This is a genomic window from Bifidobacterium callitrichidarum (assembly GCF_003129905.1).
Lineage (GTDB): Bacteria > Actinomycetota > Actinomycetes > Actinomycetales > Bifidobacteriaceae > Bifidobacterium > Bifidobacterium callitrichidarum.
On record NZ_QFFM01000006.1, the window covers coordinates 42,413 to 62,108 of the forward strand.

Below are 19,696 nucleotides of genomic sequence, written 5' to 3' on the forward strand. Positions count from 1 at the left end.
CTTCCCTCTTCGTTTTCCTCTCTATCCATTGACGCTGGCCGGCACCGTGCATCGACGCACATGTGCCGTATAAGTACTAAGGAGTATCCCATGAGCGACATCGACGATTTTCTGACCCGCTATCTCAACAACATCACCAATCAATACGAATCCTCCCGTTTCAAGCCCGAATGCGAGCCCGGCGAACGCGAGACCACGAAGGTCGCCTGCCGCGACGGCGTGGAACTGACCGTCGATATCTTCAAACCCGCCACACCCGGCCCGTGGCCCACCATCGTGGTCCGCTGCCCCTACCCGCAACAGGTCGAGCTGTGGAAACTGCACGGCGAACAGCTCAACCGTCGTGGCTACGCGATGGTATGCGAATGGTGTCGCGGCACCTACACCTCCGGCGGTACGTGGGAGCCGAACGTCAACGAACGCAACGACGGCGCCGACCTGCTCGCCTGGTGCGAACAGCAGGACTGGATTGACGTAATCGGCCTGTGGGGCACCTCATACCTGTCCCTGACCTGCTGGACCGTGGCCGACATCACCACCTCGAAGGTCGCTTCCATCTGCGCCAACCACTACGGCACCGACCGCTTCTCCTCCGCCTATCAGAAGGGCTCGTTCCGCTGCGACGTGCTCACTGCCTGGGCCATGCAGAACGCCGGCCATCCCGTCTCCGCCGATTACCTCGAATCCGCGCGACACCTGCCGCAGATGACCGTGGATGAGGACATGTGGGGCGGTCGTCTCGACTGGTACCGCGATTGGATCAGCCACCCCAAGGGAACCGATTCCTATTGGGATGAGGGCTTCTGGGGCTTGCTCAAGCAGATTCCAAGTCGCGTCAAGGTGCCAATGTTCATCCACGAAGGCTGGTTCGACCATCACCTTGGCAGCGCCCTGACCGGCTATGCTGCGCTCAACGAGGACATCAAGAAACACTCCTGGCTGCGTATCGGCTGCTGGAACCACTACTTCCTCAACCCGCTGGAGGGCCTGGAGCCCGAGAACCTGGACGCCACCGAAGTGCCCGCCGCGCTCGAATGGTTCGACCTGACGCTCAAGCAGAAGAAGACCCCGGAGCGCAAGGTGGAATACTACGAGGTCGGTGACGACTCCTGGCACACCTCCACCTCTTGGCCGCTGCCCGCCGAGGACACCAAGCAGGTCAAGCTGTATCTGGCTGAAAACGGTTCTCTGGCCGGTGTCGCTGCGCAGTCCGCGTCGAGCGTCGAGTACGACTACGATCCCGAGAATCCCGTCATGACCCGCGGCGGCGAAGCGTTGCTGACCACCATGAACGAGATCGGCGCACGCATCCAACCCGAACCCGGTTACCGAGACGATGTCATCACCTTCGAATCCGAGCCGCTGGAACACGATCTGCACATCCAAGGCGAAATCAGCGTGGATTTGTACGTCTCCTCCAGCGCGCCGGACACCGCTTTCACCGCCAAGCTCATGTGCGTGGACCCGGACGGTACCGCCCGCAACTACCGCACCTCCATCACCACCATCGGTCTGGACACACCTGATGCCGCCCCATACACGCCTGGCGACGTGCGCCGCGTGACCATCGACATGTGGGACATCTGCTGGAAGGTGCCTGCGGGATCCCGCATCCGCTGCGACATCTCCTCCTCCGACTTCCCGCAGTACGCCGTGCACACCAATCATGCCGGCCTGTGGAGTGAGCAGACCGAGCCGCAGGTGGCGCATCAGACCATTCACATGGGCGCCGATGCCCCCTCCGCCATCGTGCTGCCGGTACGCGGCTGAGCTGCGGGCAACAACGAATAAGTAATCTGAATTTCAATACAAGAAAAGGAAACGAACATCATGATTAGTCAGGAAGCGCGCGACTTGTTCACCGCGAACGTGGCGGCCATGACCGCCGGAGACGCGCCGCATCTGGCAGTGCAGGTGCTGCCGGAAGGCGTGAATCGCCGCAAGGACATCGCGTACATCGATGATGGCAGCGAAGCCCATCTGCTGGACGTGTACACGCCGGCCGATGCCGAGGCCGGAACCAAGCTGCCCGTGATCGTGGACTTCCATGGCGGCGGTCTGTACTACGGCAACAAGGAGAACAACGAGTGCCGTGACATGCTGCTCGCCAAGCAGGGCTTCGCCGTGGTCAACGCCAACTATTCGTTGGTTCCCTCGGTGAGCTTCCCCGCACAGCTCAAGGATGCGATGGCCGTGCTCGATTGGATCCGCGACCGTGGCGCCGAATATGGCCTTGATGCCGAGCGCGTATGCGTGACCGGCGATTCCGCAGGCGGTGCGCTGGCCCTGTACCTCACGGCCGCCAACGGTTCGCCGCAACTGGCGGGCGCCTTGGGGCTCAAGCCCTCCGGCGTCGACGTGAAGGCCCTCGTAGTGACCTCCGGCATGTTCCGTCTGTCCGGCGGCGTACACGCCACCGCGCTGAGCTACTACATGGAAGGCTATCTGCAGACGCCGGCCGACCGCATCAAGATCACGCCGTATCTTGACCTGGATAAGCTCATCGTGGATGGTGCCGTGCCGCCGATCTACATGATCACCAGCGTGGAGGACTTCATCGCGGACAACACCTACGAGCTGGCCCGCATCCTGCACGCGCGTCACAAGGACCATGCCATGAGCGTGTGGCCCAAGGGCACCGAACGTGCGCTGGGACATGTGTTCAACATCGTGCAGGCCGGTGACCCCGAAGCCGCCGAAGCGCATCAGGTGGTTCGCGACATCGCCGACTACTGCAAGCATTACATCTGAATTCGACGGAGACGTCGGGATTCGGCTGGTTCCACCGAACCGGATACCTATTGAGCGGGGTTGGAAGGTCACTTACTGGCCGTCCAACCCCGCTCGCGTGTTCCTGGGTGAAGCAGTCTGGGTTGCCTTTTGCCGGTCGAGCTTCGTGGATGACCGTAGGTGTGGCGTCCGGTGAGTTGATGCCTGTTTTGCCGCGCTGAGACGATTTCGGCGAGGCAAAACGGTTGATTCATGGCTGAATTGCTTCGCTCAGAGGGTATCGAGGCGCTTCTTATAGGTGCTCCGGTGCCCCTGTGCCTTTACCGGTATCCATCCCACATCGGCAGCGGCATGAGCACATCCTCGCAGTCGGCCCACATGGTCGTGAGGTCCTGACCGGGCGTGCGCAGCCAACGCAGCTGCAACCCATCCATCATCGAGAAACCGGCCTGCAGCACATGCTCCACATTCACACCATCCGGCACGCACCAGTTGATGTTCATAGCGTTGGATACGGCCTGGTGCTCGCGGTCAGCGAAATAGTCATGCGCAGGATGTTCGGGGTCCAGCGCCTCGGCGCTGAGCGTGGAGAACATATGCACCAGCGCGGGTCGCTTGGCGTTCACCGTCACGATGCGCCGCCACATATCCGCGATAAGCGGTCGCCGTTCGGTCACCATGGCAGCCATGATGTCTAACGTTTCGCGGTCATACACCTCGCCGAGCACCAAACTGAGCAGTCCCTCCTTGCTGCCCACGTAATGCAGCACGCCGGCCTTGGTAAGCCCCACTTCGGTGGCGATCCGCTGTAGCGAGGTGCCGTAGTAGCCGAGTTTGCCGAACGATTCCACGGTCGCGTCGATGATGGCGGCACGGCGGTCGTCCGTCTGCGTGGTGGGGGAGGGGTTGGAATCGCTCATGCGGGGCCTCTTCTCTGCTGTTCCGTCGATGAGAACACGGCGGTCGAATACGTTGTGCGATGCACGCTGTTGTGTCGAACCGTTCTCCATTGGTATGCCGGTTGTTGCCGATAACAGAATACCTGTAACCTTACGGTCGGTTAGTAGTGATTTCAAATGATTTCGGCGTGTTGGCCTGTCGATTTTGATAATCTACCTACCAACCGGTTGGTCGAGACAAAATCGGCTGAAGGAATTCGCGGACGAATCCCCGAACCGGGCCGAACCGACGTAAACGATTGTCATCGCACGCGACTCAAGGAAAGAGGCACACATGAGCGAGCACACCTACCCCTCCGTCAAGGACCTGACCCTCGAAGAGAAGGCCTCCCTCACCTCCGGCGGCGACGCCTGGCATCTGCAGGGCGTCGAGTCCAAGGGCATTCCCGGCTACATGATCACCGACGGCCCTCACGGCCTGCGTAAGTCCTTGGCTGCCAGCACCGGCGAAACCGATCTGGACGCCTCCGTGCCCGCCACCTGCTTCCCGCCCGCGGCCGGCCTGTCCAGCTCGTGGAATCCGGAACTCATCCACAAGGTCGGCGAGGCCATGGGCGAGGAATGCATCCAGGAGAAGGTCGCCGTCATCCTCGGCCCCGGCGTCAACATCAAGCGCAACCCGCTCGGCGGCCGCTGCTTCGAATACTGGAGCGAGGACCCGTACCTGGCCGGCCATGAGGCCGTCGGCATCGTCGCGGGCGTGCAGTCCAAGGGCGTGGGCACCTCGCTGAAGCACTTCGCCGCCAACAACCAGGAGACCGACCGTCTGCGCGTGGACGCCCGCATCTCTCAGCGCGCCCTGCGCGAGATCTACCTGCCGGCCTTCGAGCACATCGTCAAGACCGCTCAGCCGTGGACCATCATGTGCTCCTACAACCGCATCAACGGCGTTCACTCCGCCCAGAACCACTGGCTGCTCACCGACGTGCTGCGAGGTGAATGGGGCTTCAAGGGCATCGTCATGTCCGATTGGGGCGCCGACCACGACCGTGTGGCCTCCCTCAACGCCGGCCTCAACCTGGAGATGCCGCCGAGCTTCACGGACGACCGGATCGTCTACGCCGCCCGCGACGGCCGCATCGACCCCGCCCAGCTCGACCGCATGGCCCAGGGCATGATCGACCTGACGGACAAGGCCCGCGCCGCCATGAGCATCGACGGCTACCGCTTCGATGTGGACGGGCATGACGAGGTCGCCCACCAGGCCGCCATCGAATCGATGGTGCTGCTCAAGAATGAGGATGCGATCCTGCCGCTCAAGAAGGACGCCAAGATCGCCGTCATCGGCGAATTCGCCCGCACCCCGCGCTACCAGGGCGGCGGCTCCTCCCACATCACCCCCACCAAGATGACCTCGTTCCTCGACACGCTCGCCGAACGTGGCATCAAGGCCGACTTCGCCCCCGGCTTCACGCTTGATCTCGAGCCGGCCGACCCGGCTCTGGAGGCTGAAGCCGTGAAGGCCGCCGAAGCCTCCGATGTGGCGCTCGTGTTCCTGGGCCTGCCCGAAGCCGCCGAATCCGAGGGCTTCGACCGCGAGACCCTGGACATGCCGGCCAAGCAGCTCGACCTGCTGCGCCGTATCGCCGCCGTCAACGAGAACGTGGCCGTGGTGCTGTCCAACGGCTCGGTCGTCTCCGTGGCCCCGTGGGCCGACTCCGCCAAGGGCATCCTGGAGTCGTGGCTGCTCGGCCAGGCCGGCGGCCCCGCGCTCGCCGACGTGATCTTCGGCAAGGTGAGCCCCTCCGGCAAGCTCGCCCAGTCCATCCCGCTGGACATCAACGACGACCCGAGCATGCTCAACTGGCCCGGCGAGGAAGGCCATGTGGATTACGGCGAAGGCGTGTTCGTCGGCTACCGCTACTACGACACCTACGGCAAGGCCGTCGACTATCCGTTCGGCTACGGCCTGAGCTACGCGACCTTCGCAATCTCCGATGTGACCGTGGCCAAGACCGGTGCCAACACCGCATCCGTGACCGCCACCGTGACCAACACGTCCGACGTGGACGCCGCCGAAACCGTGCAGGTGTACGTGGCTCCGGGTACCTCCGACGTGGCCCGTCCGGTCCACGAGCTCAAGGGCTTCGAGAAGGTGTTCCTCAAGGCCGGCGAGTCCAAGACCGTGACCATCGACCTCGACGAGCGCGCCTTCGCATACTGGTCCGAGAAGTTCAACGACTGGCACGTGGAGTCCGGCGAATACACAATCGAGGTGGGCACCTCCAGCCGTGACATCGCCGCGACCGTGACCGTGGAACTCGACGGTGACGGCAAGTCCCTGCCGCTTGACGAATGGTCCACCTACGGCGAATGGGAATCCGACCCGGTGGGCGGCAAGGTGGTCGAGGCCGCTGCCGCCGCGGCCGAAGCCGGCGCCGATGGCCTGCCCGTCCTGCCGAACAACGCCATGATGCGCATGTTCCTCAAGTCCATGCCCATCAACTCGCTGCCCACCCTGCTCGGCGAGGGCGGCAAGACCCTCACCTCCTACCTGCTCGACGAATACGCCAAGCTGACAAAGTAGGGCGTATGGCACGACTGTCATAGCGTGTAAATCCGGCTCCCCTCTCTGAGGGGAGCTGTCGGCGAAAGCTGACTGAGGGGAGTAGCCAAACGGGATATCCGTGGTGCTCCTCTTCAGCCTCGCTACGTTCGACAGCTCCCCCTCAGAGAGGGGAGCCGATGCCGTATCTGCCTGGTTTTGTCATCCTTGTACTCCGCCCCGCGACACGCTGATTGTTGCATGTGCAACTGTTGTATGCGGCACCCATTATCATTTTTCGTTGCATATACAACAGTTGCACATGCAACGCAAGTATGAAAACAGTCGGGCAAACGAATGGGGGAGCGATATGGATCATCATGCCCTCAGCGTCGAAATGCGCTCACTGAGCAAGGCCGTGGATCGGTATCTGGGCGAAAGCATGCCGGAATCGGCCCGCATGGCCACCGGCGGCAACGCCCATATCATCATCTTCCTGGCGCGCAACCGTGACCGCGATGTCTACCAGCACACCATCGAGCAGAAATTCTGCATCACACGTTCCACCGCGTCCCGCGTATTGACGCTGATGGAAAAGAAAGGGCTGATCGTGCGCGAGCCGGTCGCCCATGATGCCAGGCTCAAGCGCATCGTGCTCACCGATAAGGCGGATGCCATCGTGGCCGATCTCAAGGCGAACGGCGAGCGTGTCGAGAAGATGCTGCTCAAGGGGCTCACCGCCGAGGAACAAGCGGCCATGCGTGATTACGTCAGACGCATGCGAGCGAACATCGACGCCGCACAACGAGAATACGAACAAGACATGAAGGAGGAGAGCAAATGAGCGATACGACCGACAACGTCGGCGAGAACAACATCGTCGCCACCGAAACGGCTATCGAACAGTCGCGCAAGTCCGCAGAGCCGGACCGACCGAAGCACGTCATCCGCACGCTGGGCAAGTCCATGCGTGAATACACCAAGGAAAGCTGGTTGGCTCCGCTGTTCGTGACCATCGAAAGCGTCCTGGAAATCGTGATCCCCACGGTCATGGCCGCGCTCATCGACCAGGGCATCACCGACGGCAGCATGCCGGCCATCGTCAAGTTCGGCCTGATTCTGCTGGCCTGCTCGCTGATCTCCCTGGCCTGCGGCTTCCTGGCCGGAAAGTTCGCCGCCATCGCGGCCGCCGGCTTCGCGAAGAACCTGCGCCACGACCAGTTCGAGAAGGTGCAGGGCTTCAGCTTCACCAACATCGATCGCTTCTCCACCGGTTCGATCATCACACGACTGACCACTGATGTGACCAACCTGCAGAACGCCTACGCCATGATGATCCGCATGGGCGTGCGCGCCCCGATCATGGTCGTGGTGGCTTGGATCTTCTCCTTCCGCATCAGCCCGTCCATCTCTATGGTGTTCCTGGCCTGCATCCCGATTCTGGGTCTGGGCCTGTGCGGCCTGGCGGTGCTGGTGCACCCGGTGTTCGAGCGCGTGTTCCACACGTATGACGCGCTCAACAACGTAGTGGACGAGAACCTGCAGGGCATCCGCGTGGTGAAGTCCTACAACCGCGAGTCCTTCGAGATCTCCAAGTTCGATCGCATCTCCAAGCGCATCTTCAAGGACTTCACGCTCGCCGAACGCATCATGAGCTTCAACAGCCCGATCATGATGTTCTGCATCTACGGCTCCATGATCCTCATCTCCTGGATGGGTGCCCAGCAAATCGTCGCCTCCGGCAACAACGCCGCGATGGGCCTGACCACCGGCGACCTGACCGCACTGGTCACCTACGCCATGCAGATCCTCATGTCCATGATGATGCTCTCGATGATCTTCGTCATGTTCATCATCTCCCAGGCCTCCGCCGAACGTATCTGCCAGGTCCTGCAGGAGCAGAGCACCGTGACCGATCCCGCCAACCCGGTCGACCGTGTGGCGGACGGCTCCATCGAATTCGACCACGTCACCTTCCGTTACTCGGACAACTCCGAAAAGCCCGTGCTTGACGACATCGACCTGAAGATCGCCTCCGGCATGACCGTGGGCATCGTGGGCGGCACCGGCTCCGCCAAGTCCTCGCTGGTCCAGCTGGTCCCGCGACTGTACGACGTCTCCGCCGGAACGCTCAAGGTCGGCGGCCGCGACGTGCGCGACTACGATCTGGAGGTCCTGCGCGACCAGGTGGCTATGGTGCTCCAGAAGAACGTGCTGTTCTCCGGCACCATCGCCGAGAACCTGCGTTGGGGCAACCCGGAGGCCACGGACGAGGAGATCCGTCACGCCTGCCAGCTCGCCCAGGCCGATGGGTTCATCCAGGAGTTCCCGGACAAGTACGACACGTACATCGAACAGGGCGGCACCAACGTCTCCGGCGGCCAGCGTCAGCGCCTGTGCATCGCCCGCGCGCTGCTCAAGAAGCCGAAGATCCTGATTCTGGACGACTCCACCTCCGCCGTGGACACCAAGACCGACCAGCTGATCCGCGCCGCGTTCCACCACGAGATCCCGGACACTACCAAGATCATCATCGCCCAGCGTGTGGCCTCGGTGCAGGAATCGGACATGATCCTCGTGATGGATGAGGGTCGCATCATGGCCCGTGGCACGCACGAGGAACTGCTCGCCACCTGCGACGAATACCGGTCCATCTACGAATCCCAGACCAAGAACACCGCGGAAGGCCAGGCCGAGATCGAACAGGCTGCGGCACGCGAAGCCGCCGCCGTGCGCGGCGCCGAACAGGAAGGAGAGGCACGATGAGCGACGCGAAGCAGAACTTCAAGAACCGCAAGCCGGGCATGGGCAAGCCGGCACCCGGCACTACCAAGCGCATCTTCGGCTACATCATGCAATACCGCTGGCGTGTGATGGCCATCGTGGCATGCATCCTCGTGGGTGCCGCCGCCCAGGCCGGCTCCGCGCTGTTCCTCCAGTCCCTCATCGACACGTACATCCTGCCGATGGTGGGCGCCAAGAATCCCGATTGGGGCCCGCTGCTCCGCGCCATCACGCTTATGGGCTGCCTGTACCTGGCCGGCATCGTGGCGAGCTGGCTGTGGCAGTGGCTCATCGTGACCGTCGAGCAGGGCACGCTCAAGAAGATCCGCGACGACATGTTCGCCCACCAGCAGCACCTGCCGATTCGCTACTTCGACACCAACGAACACGGCGACATCATGAGCCGCTACACCAACGACACCGATACGCTGCGTCAGGCCATTAGCCAGTCGTTCCCGCAGATGTTCGCCTCGCTGATCTCCGCGATCGCGGCCGTCATCTCCATGTTGTGGCTCTCCGTGCCGATCACCCTGTTCGTGCTGCTGTTCACCGTGCTGCTGTTCTTCATCGTGCGCGTGGTCGTCTCCCGCGCCGGCCGCTACTTCGTCAAGCAGCAGCAGTGGCTGGGCGACGTGAACGCCTTCGTAGAGGAATCCGTGAACGGCCAGAAGGTCATCAAGGTCTTCAACCACGAGGACGCCACGCAGGACACCTTCGACAAGAAGAACCAGGAACTGTTCGAGGCCTCCGCCGAAGCGAACACCTGGGGCAACGTCACGATGCCGATCGTGGGCAACATGGGCTACATGCTCTACATCCTGCTCGCCATCGTCGGAGGCGCCATGGCGCTCGCCGGCGTGGGCAACTTCGGCCTGTCCGGCTTCGGCTCGCTCACCCTCGGCACGCTGATTTCGCTGCTCACGCTCTCACGTTCGTTCATCAACCCGCTCGGCCAGGTCTCCATGCAGCTCAACATGGTGATGATGGCCCTCGCCGGTGCCTCCCGCATCTTCGCGCTGATGGACGAGCCCGTGGAGCAGGACGGCGGCACCGTGACGCTGGTGAACGTCGAGCTCGGCGAGGACGGCCGCACCATGACCGAAGTGGACCATGAGACCGGACACTGGGCGTGGAAGCGCGAGGCCGGCGACGACGGCACCCGTTCCCTCAAGGCCGCCGAAAAGCTGCGCGGTTCCGCCCGTGAGGTGGCCATCAAGGCCAAGGAGCAGGCAATCACCTCCCCGGACGGCCGGTACACGCTGCTCAGGGGCGACGTGCGCTTCACCAACGTAACCTTCGGCTACAACCCGGACAAGCCGGTCCTGCATGACATCACCTGGTTCGCCAAGCCCGGCCAGAAGGTGGCATTGGTCGGTGCGACTGGTGCCGGCAAGACCACGGTGACCAACCTCATCAACCGCTTCTACGACATCCAGGAAGGCCAGATCCTCTACGACGGCATCTCCGTGGCCGGTATCAGGAAGCCTGACCTGCGCCGCTCGCTGGGCATCGTGCTCCAGGATGTGAACCTGTTTACCGGTACCGTGATGGACAACATCCGCTACGGCCGTCTGAACGCCACGGACGAAGAATGCATCGAGGCGGCCAAGCTGGTGAACGCGGACAGCTTCATCCGCATGCTGCCCAACGGCTACCAGACCGTGCTCGCCGGCGACGGCTCCGGCCTGTCCCAGGGCCAGCGCCAGCTCATCTCGATCGCTCGCGCCGCCGTGGCCGACCCGCCCGCGCTGATTCTCGACGAGGCCACGTCCTCCATCGATACCCGTACCGAGGAAGTGGTGCAGGCCGGCATGGACGCACTGATGAAGGGCCGCACGGTCTTTGTGATCGCCCACCGCCTGTCCACCGTGCGCAACTCCGATGTGATTATGGTCCTCGACCACGGCAACATCATCGAGCGCGGCTCCCACGACGAGCTCATCGCCCAGAAGGGCGAGTACTACCAGCTCTACACCGGCGCGGTGGAACTGGAGTAGCTCGGTTCGGACAGGAGTCCATCCGTCGAGTAGATTCCCAAGGCTCCCTTTGGTCGGCAGAGTCCGGCTGAGGGGAGTCTTGTCATATCCGCGCGCCAATATGTGTACACGCTACACTGATGATGTCTCGCAGTCGCGGGAATGAACCGAGAAGGTAAAACATTTATGAGAATGCCCCGCATTTGCGGGGATTATGACTTATCCGATGTCACCGGATGGTATTCGGAAGAGAAGATAAAAAAATTAAAGGATTTCGAACACTTATTTGAATATCTGTCATCGAATCGTCAAAATTGTGACAGCTTACGGATATGAGTGTGCCCCGACGAAGAATCGATTTCGTCGGGGCACACTCATATCCGCAAGCGAATCGCGCCTACTTCTCCGCCACGATGGCGACGTAGCCGCCCTTGGTGTAGCCTTCGGTCGGCTCCTCGACGCCGCGGTTGGTGTAGACCGGGTTGGCCACGAGCGTCTGGGCGTACTTCAGGTTCTTCAGACCGAGCTGGTCGGTCAGGATGCCGATCTTCTCCTCGGTGGTGTGCCAGTACGCGGACTTTGCAAGCTCGATGGGGTAGGGGAGCTCGGGCATCGTGCCCTCAAGCTCATGGCTGGAATAGCCGTCCTGCACGGAGGCGAGCAGGTACATGAGACCGTAGGCGCTTTCCTTCGGCACATCGATGAGAACGAGCTTGCCGCCGCTCTTCAGTGCGTCGAGGCAGTTGCGATACGCGACGGTCAGATCGGGGATGTAGCTGGAGCTGCCGTTGAAGTAGATCACGTCGTACGCATCCGCTGGCAGGTCGGCGGTTTCGGCGGTGCCGATCTGCACCTCCATGCCGCGCTTGCGGGCGATGGCCGCCATATCCTCGGACGGTTCCACGCCCTCGGTGACGGTCAGGCCGTACTCATCCTTGAGCGCCTTCTCGAACAGGCCGCTGCCGCAGCCGACGGACAGGATTCTGGAGTCGGAGCCGTCTCCGGCGACCCCGGCCAGGTCAAGGGAGAGCTTGAGCAGCTTGAGTTCGCTGAGGAACACGTTCTCGTTGGCGATGAACCAGCTGTCGTAGTCCGCTGCGTATCCGTCGAATTTGGCCTTGGTCATGGCGATTCCTTTACTCCGTGTGCTTCACGAGTGCATCATGAAGCACTTCGTGGGTTGTGCCGCGCGCATTCGTCATCCGCATGCGAAACAGCCCGTTATCGTTACTGCGGCCAGAGCACCGAAAGCACCGGATCACCGCTTCGTAACCCGAACCTTCGCGGAACAACACGTTGCTTCCCTACGCGAGCATTGTCTCACAGGTTCAAAGGGTCCCAAACGGTCTCAGCGAAATCGCTCCCCTAGCCGCATCCCAGTCTAGCCATGCCGGACGCGATTGGGAAGGTTCCGGTTCCGGTCCCGAGTGTCGCCGGGCCGAGATCCGTCACCCCGAAGCCGCTATCAGGGAACACCCTTACGGGGTGCGCACTCTGAACGTTCGCACTAGACTTGCTGGAAAACGTGCGAGAAAGAAACGTCACCGCGGTTCATTCCGCGGCATGATTCGGCCTCAATCGCATGGAACGTCCGCCAATGGCGACGAACGAGAGAAGAAGGTGCGTGTGCCCCGACCCATCATCGAAGTGAGAAACCTACGCAAGGAGTACCCCGTCGAGGACGAGACGGTGGTGGCGCTCGACCGCGTGAACCTCGCCATACCCCAGGGCCAGATCTGCTGCATCTTCGGCGAATCCGGCTCCGGCAAATCCACCCTGCTCAACCAGCTCGCCGGCATGGAGAGACCCACGCGCGGCGGCGTGCGCATCGGGGGAGTGCCGGTCAGCAAACTCAGCGAACGCGAGCTCGCCGCCTTCCGGCAGAAGCATCTCGGATTCGTGTTCCAGTCGTACAACCTCCTGCCGAACCTCACAGCCGTGGAGAACGTGGCCATGCCGCTTATGTTCCGCGGCGTGCCCAAGGAGCAGCGAGAACGCGCGGCCCGCGGCGTCCTGAAGCGCGTGGGACTCGGCCATCGTCTCGGCCACTATCCAAGGCAGATGTCCGGCGGACAGCAGCAGCGCGTCGGCATCGCACGCGCGTTCGTGACCAAGCCGGAAGTGGTGTTCGCCGACGAACCCACCGGCAACCTCGATTCCAAAACCAAGGCCGAGGTCATGGACATGATCTGCGCGTTCGCCCGCGACTTCAACCAGACCATCGTGCTGGTCACGCACGATCCGCAGATGGCGTCCTACGCCGATCGCATCGTCACGTTGTTTGACGGCAAGATCGTCGACGACCGGCTCAACCAGCCCGCATCATCCGTACCATCCATCGTCCCGTCCACCCCAGCAGTTCAAGGAGCTGACCGATGAAGCACATCACCAACCGCACCCTCGCCGTCATCGTGGCGTTGTTCGCCACACTCGCATTGGCGCTCACCGTCATCTCCCTGCCGCACTCCGCCTATGCCGTGGATGAGGGCGGCGACTCCTCCCAGGGCGCGGACACCGCCCCCGTGGCAGGACCGGTGCCGAACATCATCGTCACCAACTTCACGTACGGCGGCGAATCCGTGCCCGCCGGCTCCGATTTCAACCTGGACTTCACCTTCCAGAACATGGGACAGGTGGCCGTCTCGAACATGGTGATCACCGTGGACGGCGGCGAAAGCTTCGCCATCGCGGGCGGCACGAACACGTTCTACGTGGATTCGCTGTGGGCCGGATACGCCATGACCCAGTCCGTGCCCATGCAGGCCCTGGCCTCCGCCAAGTCCGGTGCGCAGCCCGTCACCGTGAGCTTCAAATACGAATACGTGGACGCCGGATCTCGCTCCTCGAACCAGTCCGACATCAAGATCTCCGTGCCCATCAGCCAGCCCGACCGCTTCGAGATCAACGACCCGGTGCTGCCGGACCAGGCCTTCGCCGGCGAGGAGACCACGCTCACCATGGAGTACGTGAACAAAGGCAAAGGCGACATCTCGAACGTCGAGGCCACCATGGAGGGCGAGGGCTTCGACGCCACCATGAAGACCCAATACGTGGGCAATGTGGCCTCTGGCGCCACCGGTTCCATCGGGTACGCCTTCACGCCGCAGGCCTCCGGCGAGCTGGATGCCAAGCTCAAGATCACCTACGAGGATTCGGACGGCCAGACCAAGACCAAGGAATTCCCGGTCAAGCTCACCGTCAGCGATCCGATGCCCGTGGATGACGGCGGTGTGGTCGATCCGAACGCGAACGTGGACGCCAATCAGGGCGTGCCGTGGTGGGTGTGGGTCGTGGCCGTGGTGGTCGTGGCCGGCGTGATCGTGCTGATCGTCGTGATCGTGCGCCGCAAGCGCAGGAAGAAGGCCAAGGACGATATCGATGAGGAGTGGGACGACTGGGCCGGTTCCGGCGACGGTGATTCCGCCAGCGGAGCCCGTCAGGTCAAGTCCGATAGTGACGGGTCCGTCAATACGACCGGTGCGACCGATGCCGTGACCGGTGCGTCGGGCAGCAGCGACACTGCTGCCACCCAGGTCATCGCGCCTGCCGCGAACGGTACCGAGCAGGACAAGCCGGGCAAGTCTCGCTTCTCCGGTCCGTTCCACAAGGCCTGACGAAAGGCCTTGCCATGCGATTCGGCGATATTCTGCGACTATGCCGCCAGAACCTCTGGCGGCGCAAATCCCGCACCATCCTGACCGTGCTCGGCGTGATCGTGGGCTGCTGCTCCATCGTGCTCATGGTCTCCCTGGCCCAGGGCATCAACGAGCGTAACGAGCAGACGCTCAAGCAGATGGGCGACCTGTCCATCGTGACCGTGTACATGAACGGCGGCGGCACGGTGAACACCGGTTCGGGCACCGAAACCATCAAACTGGACGACAAGGCCATCGAATCCTTCCGTCAGATCGAAGGCGTCTCCGGCGTGACCCCGATGATGAACTTCCCGTACAACGCCACGCTCAAGGCGGGTGCAGGCGGCAGATACGTCGCCGACTACGTGCAGATCATGGGCATCGACATGGATCAGTTCGAGCGGATGGGCTACAAGCTTAAGGACGGTGTCATGCCCGCCAAGGACGGGCAGGTGCTGATCGGCGAATGGACCGCCTACGACTTCATGGACATGCTCAAGGGCGGCGATATGCGCTATGCCAACCGCGGCGACGGCAGCTACTCCTGCACCTACAACGAGGCCACCGGCGAATGCGAGGAGCCTGAGGATCAGGAGCCGTTCTTCGACCCGATGAAGACGCAGATCACGCTTGTGACCGGCGCCGACTACCAGGGCGACCCGTCCACCATGCAGATGTACGGCAACATGGGCGGCACTGGCACGCAATCCGAGACGGTGAGCCTTGATCTGAACGTTTCCGGCGTCGTCAAGGCGGACGGCAACAAGGGTTACGCCACCTCCAGCGGACTGGTCATGAGCGTCGACGATCTCAAGGCGCTGATCGCCAAGGTGAACCCGTCCGCCGCCAAACAGGGCACCACCTACGATCAGGTGCTGGTGAAGGCCGCCGACCTGACCTCCGTGCCCGAGGTGGAGTCGCAGCTCAAATCCATGGGCTATGAAACCTACTCCTACGAGGACATGCGCAAGTCCATGGAGGAGCAGACGCGCAGCATCCAGATCATCCTGGGCGGCATCGGCGCGGTGTCCCTCCTGGTGGCTGCCATCGGCATCGCCAATACGATGGTCATGTCCGTGACCGAACGCACGCGCGAAATCGGCATCATGAAGGCGCTCGGCTGCTATGTGCGCGACATCCGCGTGATGTTCCTGACGGAGGCCGGCGCGATCGGCTTCTTCGGCGGGCTCATCGGCTGCGTGCTGAGCGGGCTGATATCACTGGGCATCAACCTGATAGGCATGACGTACTTCGCGTCGATGTATGGCGTCAGCACGAACGACACCGAATCGCTCTCGTTCGGGGAACGATTCTGGCAGGCGCTGACCGGCGGTGAAGATGTGACGCGCTTCTCGGTGATCCCATGGTGGCTGTTCCTCTTCGCTATCCTGTTCTCCACGCTGATCGGCCTGCTCTTCGGCTTCGGCCCCGCCAATAAGGCCGTGAAGATCCCCGCCTTGGACGCCATCAAGAACAGCGAGTGATGGCTTTTTCTTGGCTCCCCTTGAAGGACATTGCCGTGAAGCAAACAGCAGGGCTGTTTGTAGGCAATGTGCGAGACGATAGTCGAGCCGGCAAAATGCGAACGAAGTTCACCATGATTGCTGATGAGCTGGCGGCGAAGCCGACTAAGGGGTAGTCCAATAGGGTTTGCCGCCTTCAGTTGAGTACAGTTCTCCTCTGTTGAGTGACGGCGGCGACGATGGCCGGTACGGTCAGGCCGTAGCGTTCGTTGAGTTCGGCCAGCGGGATGCGGTCGGTGAACTCCTTGGCGGCGCCGAAATTCATCACGCGCGGGTTGCCGCTGGTGTGCTCGGCATGGCCGGTGCCGTCGCCGCAGCCGTCTGCGATGCGGTGATTCGCGTAATACGCGGTCACCTTCTCGCCCCAGCCTCCTTCAAGCTGGCCGTCCTCCAGCGTGACGACAAGCTCGTGTTCCGCACGCAACGACTCCAGCGCAGCGGTGTCCAGTGTGCTGCACTGCCTCGGGTCGATGACCGTAGCGTCGATATTGTGATGCTCGGCCAACTCGACGGCCGCACGCTCGGCCAGCGGATACGTGTTGCCCAATCCGATCAACGCCACGCGGGCTCCCACGTGTGTGACGCGCCACGACAGCATATCCGTATCCGAATGGTCCCCGGCGGTACCGCATACGTTGGCAATGCCGCGTCCGCCCGTTAGCGGCAGCAGCGAAGTGTCACGCTCCGCCGCAAGAATCGGCTCACCCGGCACACGGATCACCACCGGGCCATCCGGGGCGCCCGCGACCCCGGCCGGCATCGTGGCCCAGGCAAGACCGGCCAGAAAGTCGGACTGCGAGGTCGGCGCCAGCATCGTCACGCCGGGAATGTTGGCGAACATCGCCACGTCGTATGCGCCGGAATGGGTGTTATCCGAACCGGACAGACCGCCCAGGAAATCCAGCACGGTCACGCGCGAACGGTTCAGGCTCATTTCCTGGAAGAACTGGTCGTAGGCGCGCTGGAAGAACGAGGCCGTGGTGGCCACCACGGGCGTACCGCCAGCACGCGCGATGCCCGCCGCGAACGCCACCGCATGCGATTCGGTGATGCCCGTGTCCACGTAATGGGCGCCCGCGCACTCGCGGAACTCATGGGTGATGCCGTTGGAACCGGGGGTTGCGGGGGAGATGACCACCAAGCCCGGTTCGGTGGCGAACCGCGGCTCGAGCGCGGCCATCGCCAGCTTGCCGTAGTGCTTGCGCGGGTCGTCCGGGCGCCCGAGTGAGGAGTCCGGGTTCTGCCAATGCGAAGCTTCGCACTGGCCCTCGTGCGGCTCATGGTCGGACAGGTTGCAATGGTCCGAATGCCATGGTTCGGCATGGGCGATGTTCTCGGTGGGCTTGACGCCGGTGTCGTTTCCGGGGTTTACTGCGGACGCCGCGCGTTCGTCCGCAACGTCATGGCCGGCAATTTCGCCACTTGCCGCAGTATCGGCGGCCTGTCCGCCCGCATACCCCGCGCCCTTCAACGTATGGATATGCACCACCACCGGGTGATCGATATCCTTCACCTCGGCGAATGCGTCGACAAGCGCGTCCACGTCGTTGCCTCGCTCCACATACCGGTAGTCGAATCCGAACGCCTCGAACAGGTTCGGCTGGGCCGTGCCGCCGGAGGCGCGCAGACGGGCGAGCGGACCGTACATGCCGCCGAAATCGCCGGCGATGGACATTTCGTTATCGTTGACGATGACGATGATGTTGCCACCCTGCTCGGCCGCGTTGTTCAGCCCCTCGAACGCCACACCGGAACTCAGCGAACCATCGCCGATGATGGCGACCACATTGCCGATGCCGCTGGCCGGGCCTTCCATATCGCGGGTTTTCGCCAGTCCGCACGCCAATGAGATGGACGTGCCGGTGTGGCCGAGCACGAACTGGTCATGCTCGCTTTCGTCCGGGTTCGTGAAGCCGGTCACCTCGCCGAAGCGATCGGCATCCAGATACGCGGCGGCGCGGCCGGTGAGCATCTTATGCACGTAGCTTTGATGGGAGACGTCGAACACGATGCGGTCGCGCGGCGAATCGAACACCTTGTGCAGGGCCACCGTGGCCTCCACCATACCTAGATTGGAGCCGATATGGCCACCGTGCAGATGCCCATAATCCAGCAGCGTGCGGCGGATCTCGCGGCATAGCTCATGCAGTTGCTCGCCGGAGAGGGCCTTGACGTCGGCAGGGCTGGTGATGCCTCGCAGCAGGGTGTCCGAATCATTATGTTGCGTGTTCACCGTGTCATCACCCATGCCGTTCATCCCTGCGAATCCCCTTCCAATACCGGTAACCTCAAAAGTCTTCTTAATGTCAAGACTGACCTGAGTCGTACGGGACTGCCCCTCAGTCGGCTGAGCCGACAGCTCCCCTGACAAGGGGAGCCAAGAAAAAGAGGCATGTCATCTTATTTCGAAGCCTTATCCAAATGAGCCATGCTACCGTCCGATGACGGACCCGCGGCGATCCGCACGGCAATGCGTCCAACATCTCCGTAAATCATGTGCGGCACCCTGTTTTCCGGGCCTCGGTGTGGGAGAATGATGGCGGTATTTGCCGCAGCACACCAGCAAAGGAGCTCGCCATGAAAGCCGTATACGCATCCACCGTCAATCCCGCCGAACCGCTCGCCGCACTGGAGGTGGGGGAGCGGCCGGAACCGCAGCCCCATCCGTATTGGTCTACCATCTCGGTCAAGGCGGCGACCGTGAATCATCATGATCTCTGGTCGTTGCAGGGCGTGGGCCTCGCCGCCGGACAGACGCCGATGATCCTCGGCACCGACGCCGCCGGCATCCTGGACGAGGACATTCCCGGCAAGCATGGCCTTAAGGCCGGTAGCGAAGTGGTGCTGTACACCTTCGTCGGCACGGACGGTGCGGGTGTGGCCCCCGGCGAACGCCGCACGATCCTTTCGGAGAAGTACCCCGGCACGATGGCCGAGAAGACCGCCGTCCCTTCCGCTAACGTGTTCGCCAAGCCCGCGAACCTCAGCATGGCTGAGGCCGCCGCGCTCGGCACCAGCTGGCTGACCGCCTATTCGATGCTGTTCAACGCGGCGAACGTCAAGCCGGGGGACACGGTGCTCGTCCAGGGTGCGGGCGGCGGCGTATCCACCGCGGCCATCCAGCTGGCCCATGCCGCGGGTCTTGAGGTGTTCGTCACTTCGCGCAGCGAGGCCAAGCGGGCCAAGGCGTTGGAGCTTGGCGCGGACGCCGTATTGGAGGCCGGTGCGCGACTGCCGCGCAAGGTGGACGCGGTCATCGAATCCGTGGGCGCCGCCACCTGGAGCCATTCGGTCAAATCCGTGCGTCCCGGCGGCACCATCGCCATCTGCGGTGCCACCACCGGCGACCAGCCCGGTGCCGAACTGACACGCATCTTCTTCCAGGACATCCGCGTGCAGGGCAACACGATGGGCTCGCGCGAAGACTTCGCCCGTCTGCTGCGCCTCGTGGAGCATGCCGACCTCCATCCGGCCATCGACTCGGTGTACCAGGGCCTTGACGCCGCGCCCGAGGCCTTCGCCAGGATGGTCGGCGGCGACATGTTCGGCAAGATCGTGCTGGAAATCTGACCCGGCGATCGAATCGGCACAGGGGAGTACAGTG

Annotated in this window: 13 protein-coding genes; 10 read left to right on the plus strand and 3 right to left on the minus strand. The window is 62.7% G+C overall.

Annotation, left to right across the window (positions count from 1 at the left end; genetic code table 11):
* Positions 1–90 precede the first annotated feature (90 nt).
* Both DF196_RS03845 and DF196_RS03850 read left to right on the plus strand, forming a co-directional pair.
* Positions 91–1,770, plus strand: a complete 1,680-nt coding sequence (locus tag DF196_RS03845) for a CocE/NonD family hydrolase (protein ID WP_109056576.1) — start codon at positions 91–93, stop codon at positions 1,768–1,770.
* A gap of 60 nt (positions 1,771–1,830) precedes the next feature.
* Positions 1,831–2,751 carry an alpha/beta hydrolase gene (locus DF196_RS03850; protein WP_109056577.1) on the plus strand — a complete coding sequence of 307 codons (921 nt, stop codon included), beginning with the start codon at positions 1,831–1,833 and terminating at the stop codon, positions 2,749–2,751.
* A gap of 299 nt (positions 2,752–3,050) precedes the next feature.
* On the opposite strand, the gene DF196_RS03855 is transcribed toward DF196_RS03850, so the two are convergent.
* On the minus strand, positions 3,051–3,650 hold the full coding sequence (locus DF196_RS03855; RefSeq protein ID WP_109056578.1) for a TetR/AcrR family transcriptional regulator: 600 nt from the start codon (positions 3,648–3,650) through the stop codon (positions 3,051–3,053).
* A 313-nt stretch (positions 3,651–3,963) separates the two neighbouring features.
* Here DF196_RS03855 and DF196_RS03860 point away from each other — a divergent pair, with 313 nt between their 5' ends.
* The 4 genes from DF196_RS03860 to DF196_RS03875 all read left to right on the plus strand — a co-directional run bounded on the left by DF196_RS03860 (position 3,964) and on the right by DF196_RS03875 (position 10,955).
* Positions 3,964–6,216 carry an exo-alpha-(1->6)-L-arabinopyranosidase gene (locus tag DF196_RS03860; protein ID WP_109056579.1) on the plus strand — a complete coding sequence of 751 codons (2,253 nt, stop codon included), beginning with the start codon at positions 3,964–3,966 and terminating at the stop codon, positions 6,214–6,216.
* 328 nt (positions 6,217–6,544) lie between these two features.
* Positions 6,545–7,018, plus strand: coding sequence for a MarR family winged helix-turn-helix transcriptional regulator (locus tag DF196_RS03865; RefSeq protein WP_109056580.1), 474 nt, complete (start codon positions 6,545–6,547; stop codon positions 7,016–7,018).
* Positions 7,015–8,940: an ABC transporter ATP-binding protein gene (locus tag DF196_RS03870; RefSeq protein ID WP_109056581.1), complete on the plus strand. Its 1,926-nt coding sequence runs from the start codon at positions 7,015–7,017 to the stop codon at positions 8,938–8,940. Before DF196_RS03865 ends, DF196_RS03870 begins: the two co-directional genes overlap by 4 nt.
* Positions 8,937–10,955 (plus strand): ABC transporter ATP-binding protein, encoded by a 2,019-nt coding sequence (locus tag DF196_RS03875; RefSeq protein ID WP_109056582.1) that lies wholly within the window; start codon positions 8,937–8,939, stop codon positions 10,953–10,955. Before DF196_RS03870 ends, DF196_RS03875 begins: the two co-directional genes overlap by 4 nt.
* A gap of 376 nt (positions 10,956–11,331) precedes the next feature.
* Here DF196_RS03875 and DF196_RS03880 read toward each other — a convergent pair whose 3' ends face one another.
* The gene (locus tag DF196_RS03880; RefSeq protein ID WP_109056583.1) at positions 11,332–12,060 is read right to left on the minus strand and encodes a class I SAM-dependent methyltransferase; all 729 of its coding nucleotides are present in this window, start codon (positions 12,058–12,060) and stop codon (positions 11,332–11,334) included.
* A gap of 500 nt (positions 12,061–12,560) precedes the next feature.
* Between DF196_RS03880 and DF196_RS03885 the strand changes: the two genes are divergently transcribed.
* Genes DF196_RS03885 through DF196_RS03895 form a run of 3 tightly spaced genes read left to right on the plus strand, consistent with a single transcriptional unit; the run spans position 12,561 to position 16,053 of the window.
* On the plus strand, positions 12,561–13,313 hold the full coding sequence (locus tag DF196_RS03885) for an ABC transporter ATP-binding protein (RefSeq protein WP_109056630.1): 753 nt from the start codon (positions 12,561–12,563) through the stop codon (positions 13,311–13,313).
* Complete coding sequence (locus tag DF196_RS03890; protein WP_241519574.1) at positions 13,310–14,548, plus strand: COG1361 family protein; 1,239 nt, start codon at positions 13,310–13,312, stop codon at positions 14,546–14,548. Before DF196_RS03885 ends, DF196_RS03890 begins: the two co-directional genes overlap by 4 nt.
* Before the next feature lie 14 nt (positions 14,549–14,562).
* Positions 14,563–16,053, plus strand: a complete 1,491-nt coding sequence (locus tag DF196_RS03895) for an ABC transporter permease (protein ID WP_109056584.1) — start codon at positions 14,563–14,565, stop codon at positions 16,051–16,053.
* A 175-nt stretch (positions 16,054–16,228) separates the two neighbouring features.
* Here DF196_RS03895 and DF196_RS03900 read toward each other — a convergent pair whose 3' ends face one another.
* Complete coding sequence (locus DF196_RS03900) at positions 16,229–18,340, minus strand: 1-deoxy-D-xylulose-5-phosphate synthase (protein WP_241519575.1); 2,112 nt, start codon at positions 18,338–18,340, stop codon at positions 16,229–16,231.
* 329 nt (positions 18,341–18,669) lie between these two features.
* On the opposite strand from DF196_RS03900, the gene DF196_RS03905 reads away from it, so the two are divergent.
* The gene (locus DF196_RS03905) at positions 18,670–19,662 is read left to right on the plus strand and encodes a zinc-binding dehydrogenase (RefSeq protein ID WP_109056586.1); all 993 of its coding nucleotides are present in this window, start codon (positions 18,670–18,672) and stop codon (positions 19,660–19,662) included.
* The last annotated feature ends 34 nt before the right edge of the window (positions 19,663–19,696 follow it).

Bases quoted from the DNA above. Each gene is read 5' to 3' on its own strand.
- DF196_RS03845 (WP_109056576.1), top strand. From the start codon at position 91: ATGAGCGACATCGACGATTTTCTGACCCGCTATCTCAACAACATCACC.
- DF196_RS03900 (WP_241519575.1), bottom strand. From the start codon at position 18,340: ATGGGTGATGACACGGTGAACACGCAACATAATGATTCGGACACCCTG.
- DF196_RS03855 (WP_109056578.1), bottom strand. From the start codon at position 3,650: ATGAGCGATTCCAACCCCTCCCCCACCACGCAGACGGACGACCGCCGT.
- DF196_RS03875 (WP_109056582.1), top strand. From the start codon at position 8,937: ATGAGCGACGCGAAGCAGAACTTCAAGAACCGCAAGCCGGGCATGGGC.
- DF196_RS03890 (WP_241519574.1), top strand. From the start codon at position 13,310: ATGAAGCACATCACCAACCGCACCCTCGCCGTCATCGTGGCGTTGTTC.
- DF196_RS03860 (WP_109056579.1), top strand. From the start codon at position 3,964: ATGAGCGAGCACACCTACCCCTCCGTCAAGGACCTGACCCTCGAAGAG.
- DF196_RS03895 (WP_109056584.1), top strand. From the start codon at position 14,563: ATGCGATTCGGCGATATTCTGCGACTATGCCGCCAGAACCTCTGGCGG.
- DF196_RS03880 (WP_109056583.1), bottom strand. From the start codon at position 12,060: ATGACCAAGGCCAAATTCGACGGATACGCAGCGGACTACGACAGCTGG.
- DF196_RS03905 (WP_109056586.1), top strand. From the start codon at position 18,670: ATGAAAGCCGTATACGCATCCACCGTCAATCCCGCCGAACCGCTCGCC.
- DF196_RS03870 (WP_109056581.1), top strand. From the start codon at position 7,015: ATGAGCGATACGACCGACAACGTCGGCGAGAACAACATCGTCGCCACC.
- DF196_RS03865 (WP_109056580.1), top strand. From the start codon at position 6,545: ATGGATCATCATGCCCTCAGCGTCGAAATGCGCTCACTGAGCAAGGCC.
- DF196_RS03850 (WP_109056577.1), top strand. From the start codon at position 1,831: ATGATTAGTCAGGAAGCGCGCGACTTGTTCACCGCGAACGTGGCGGCC.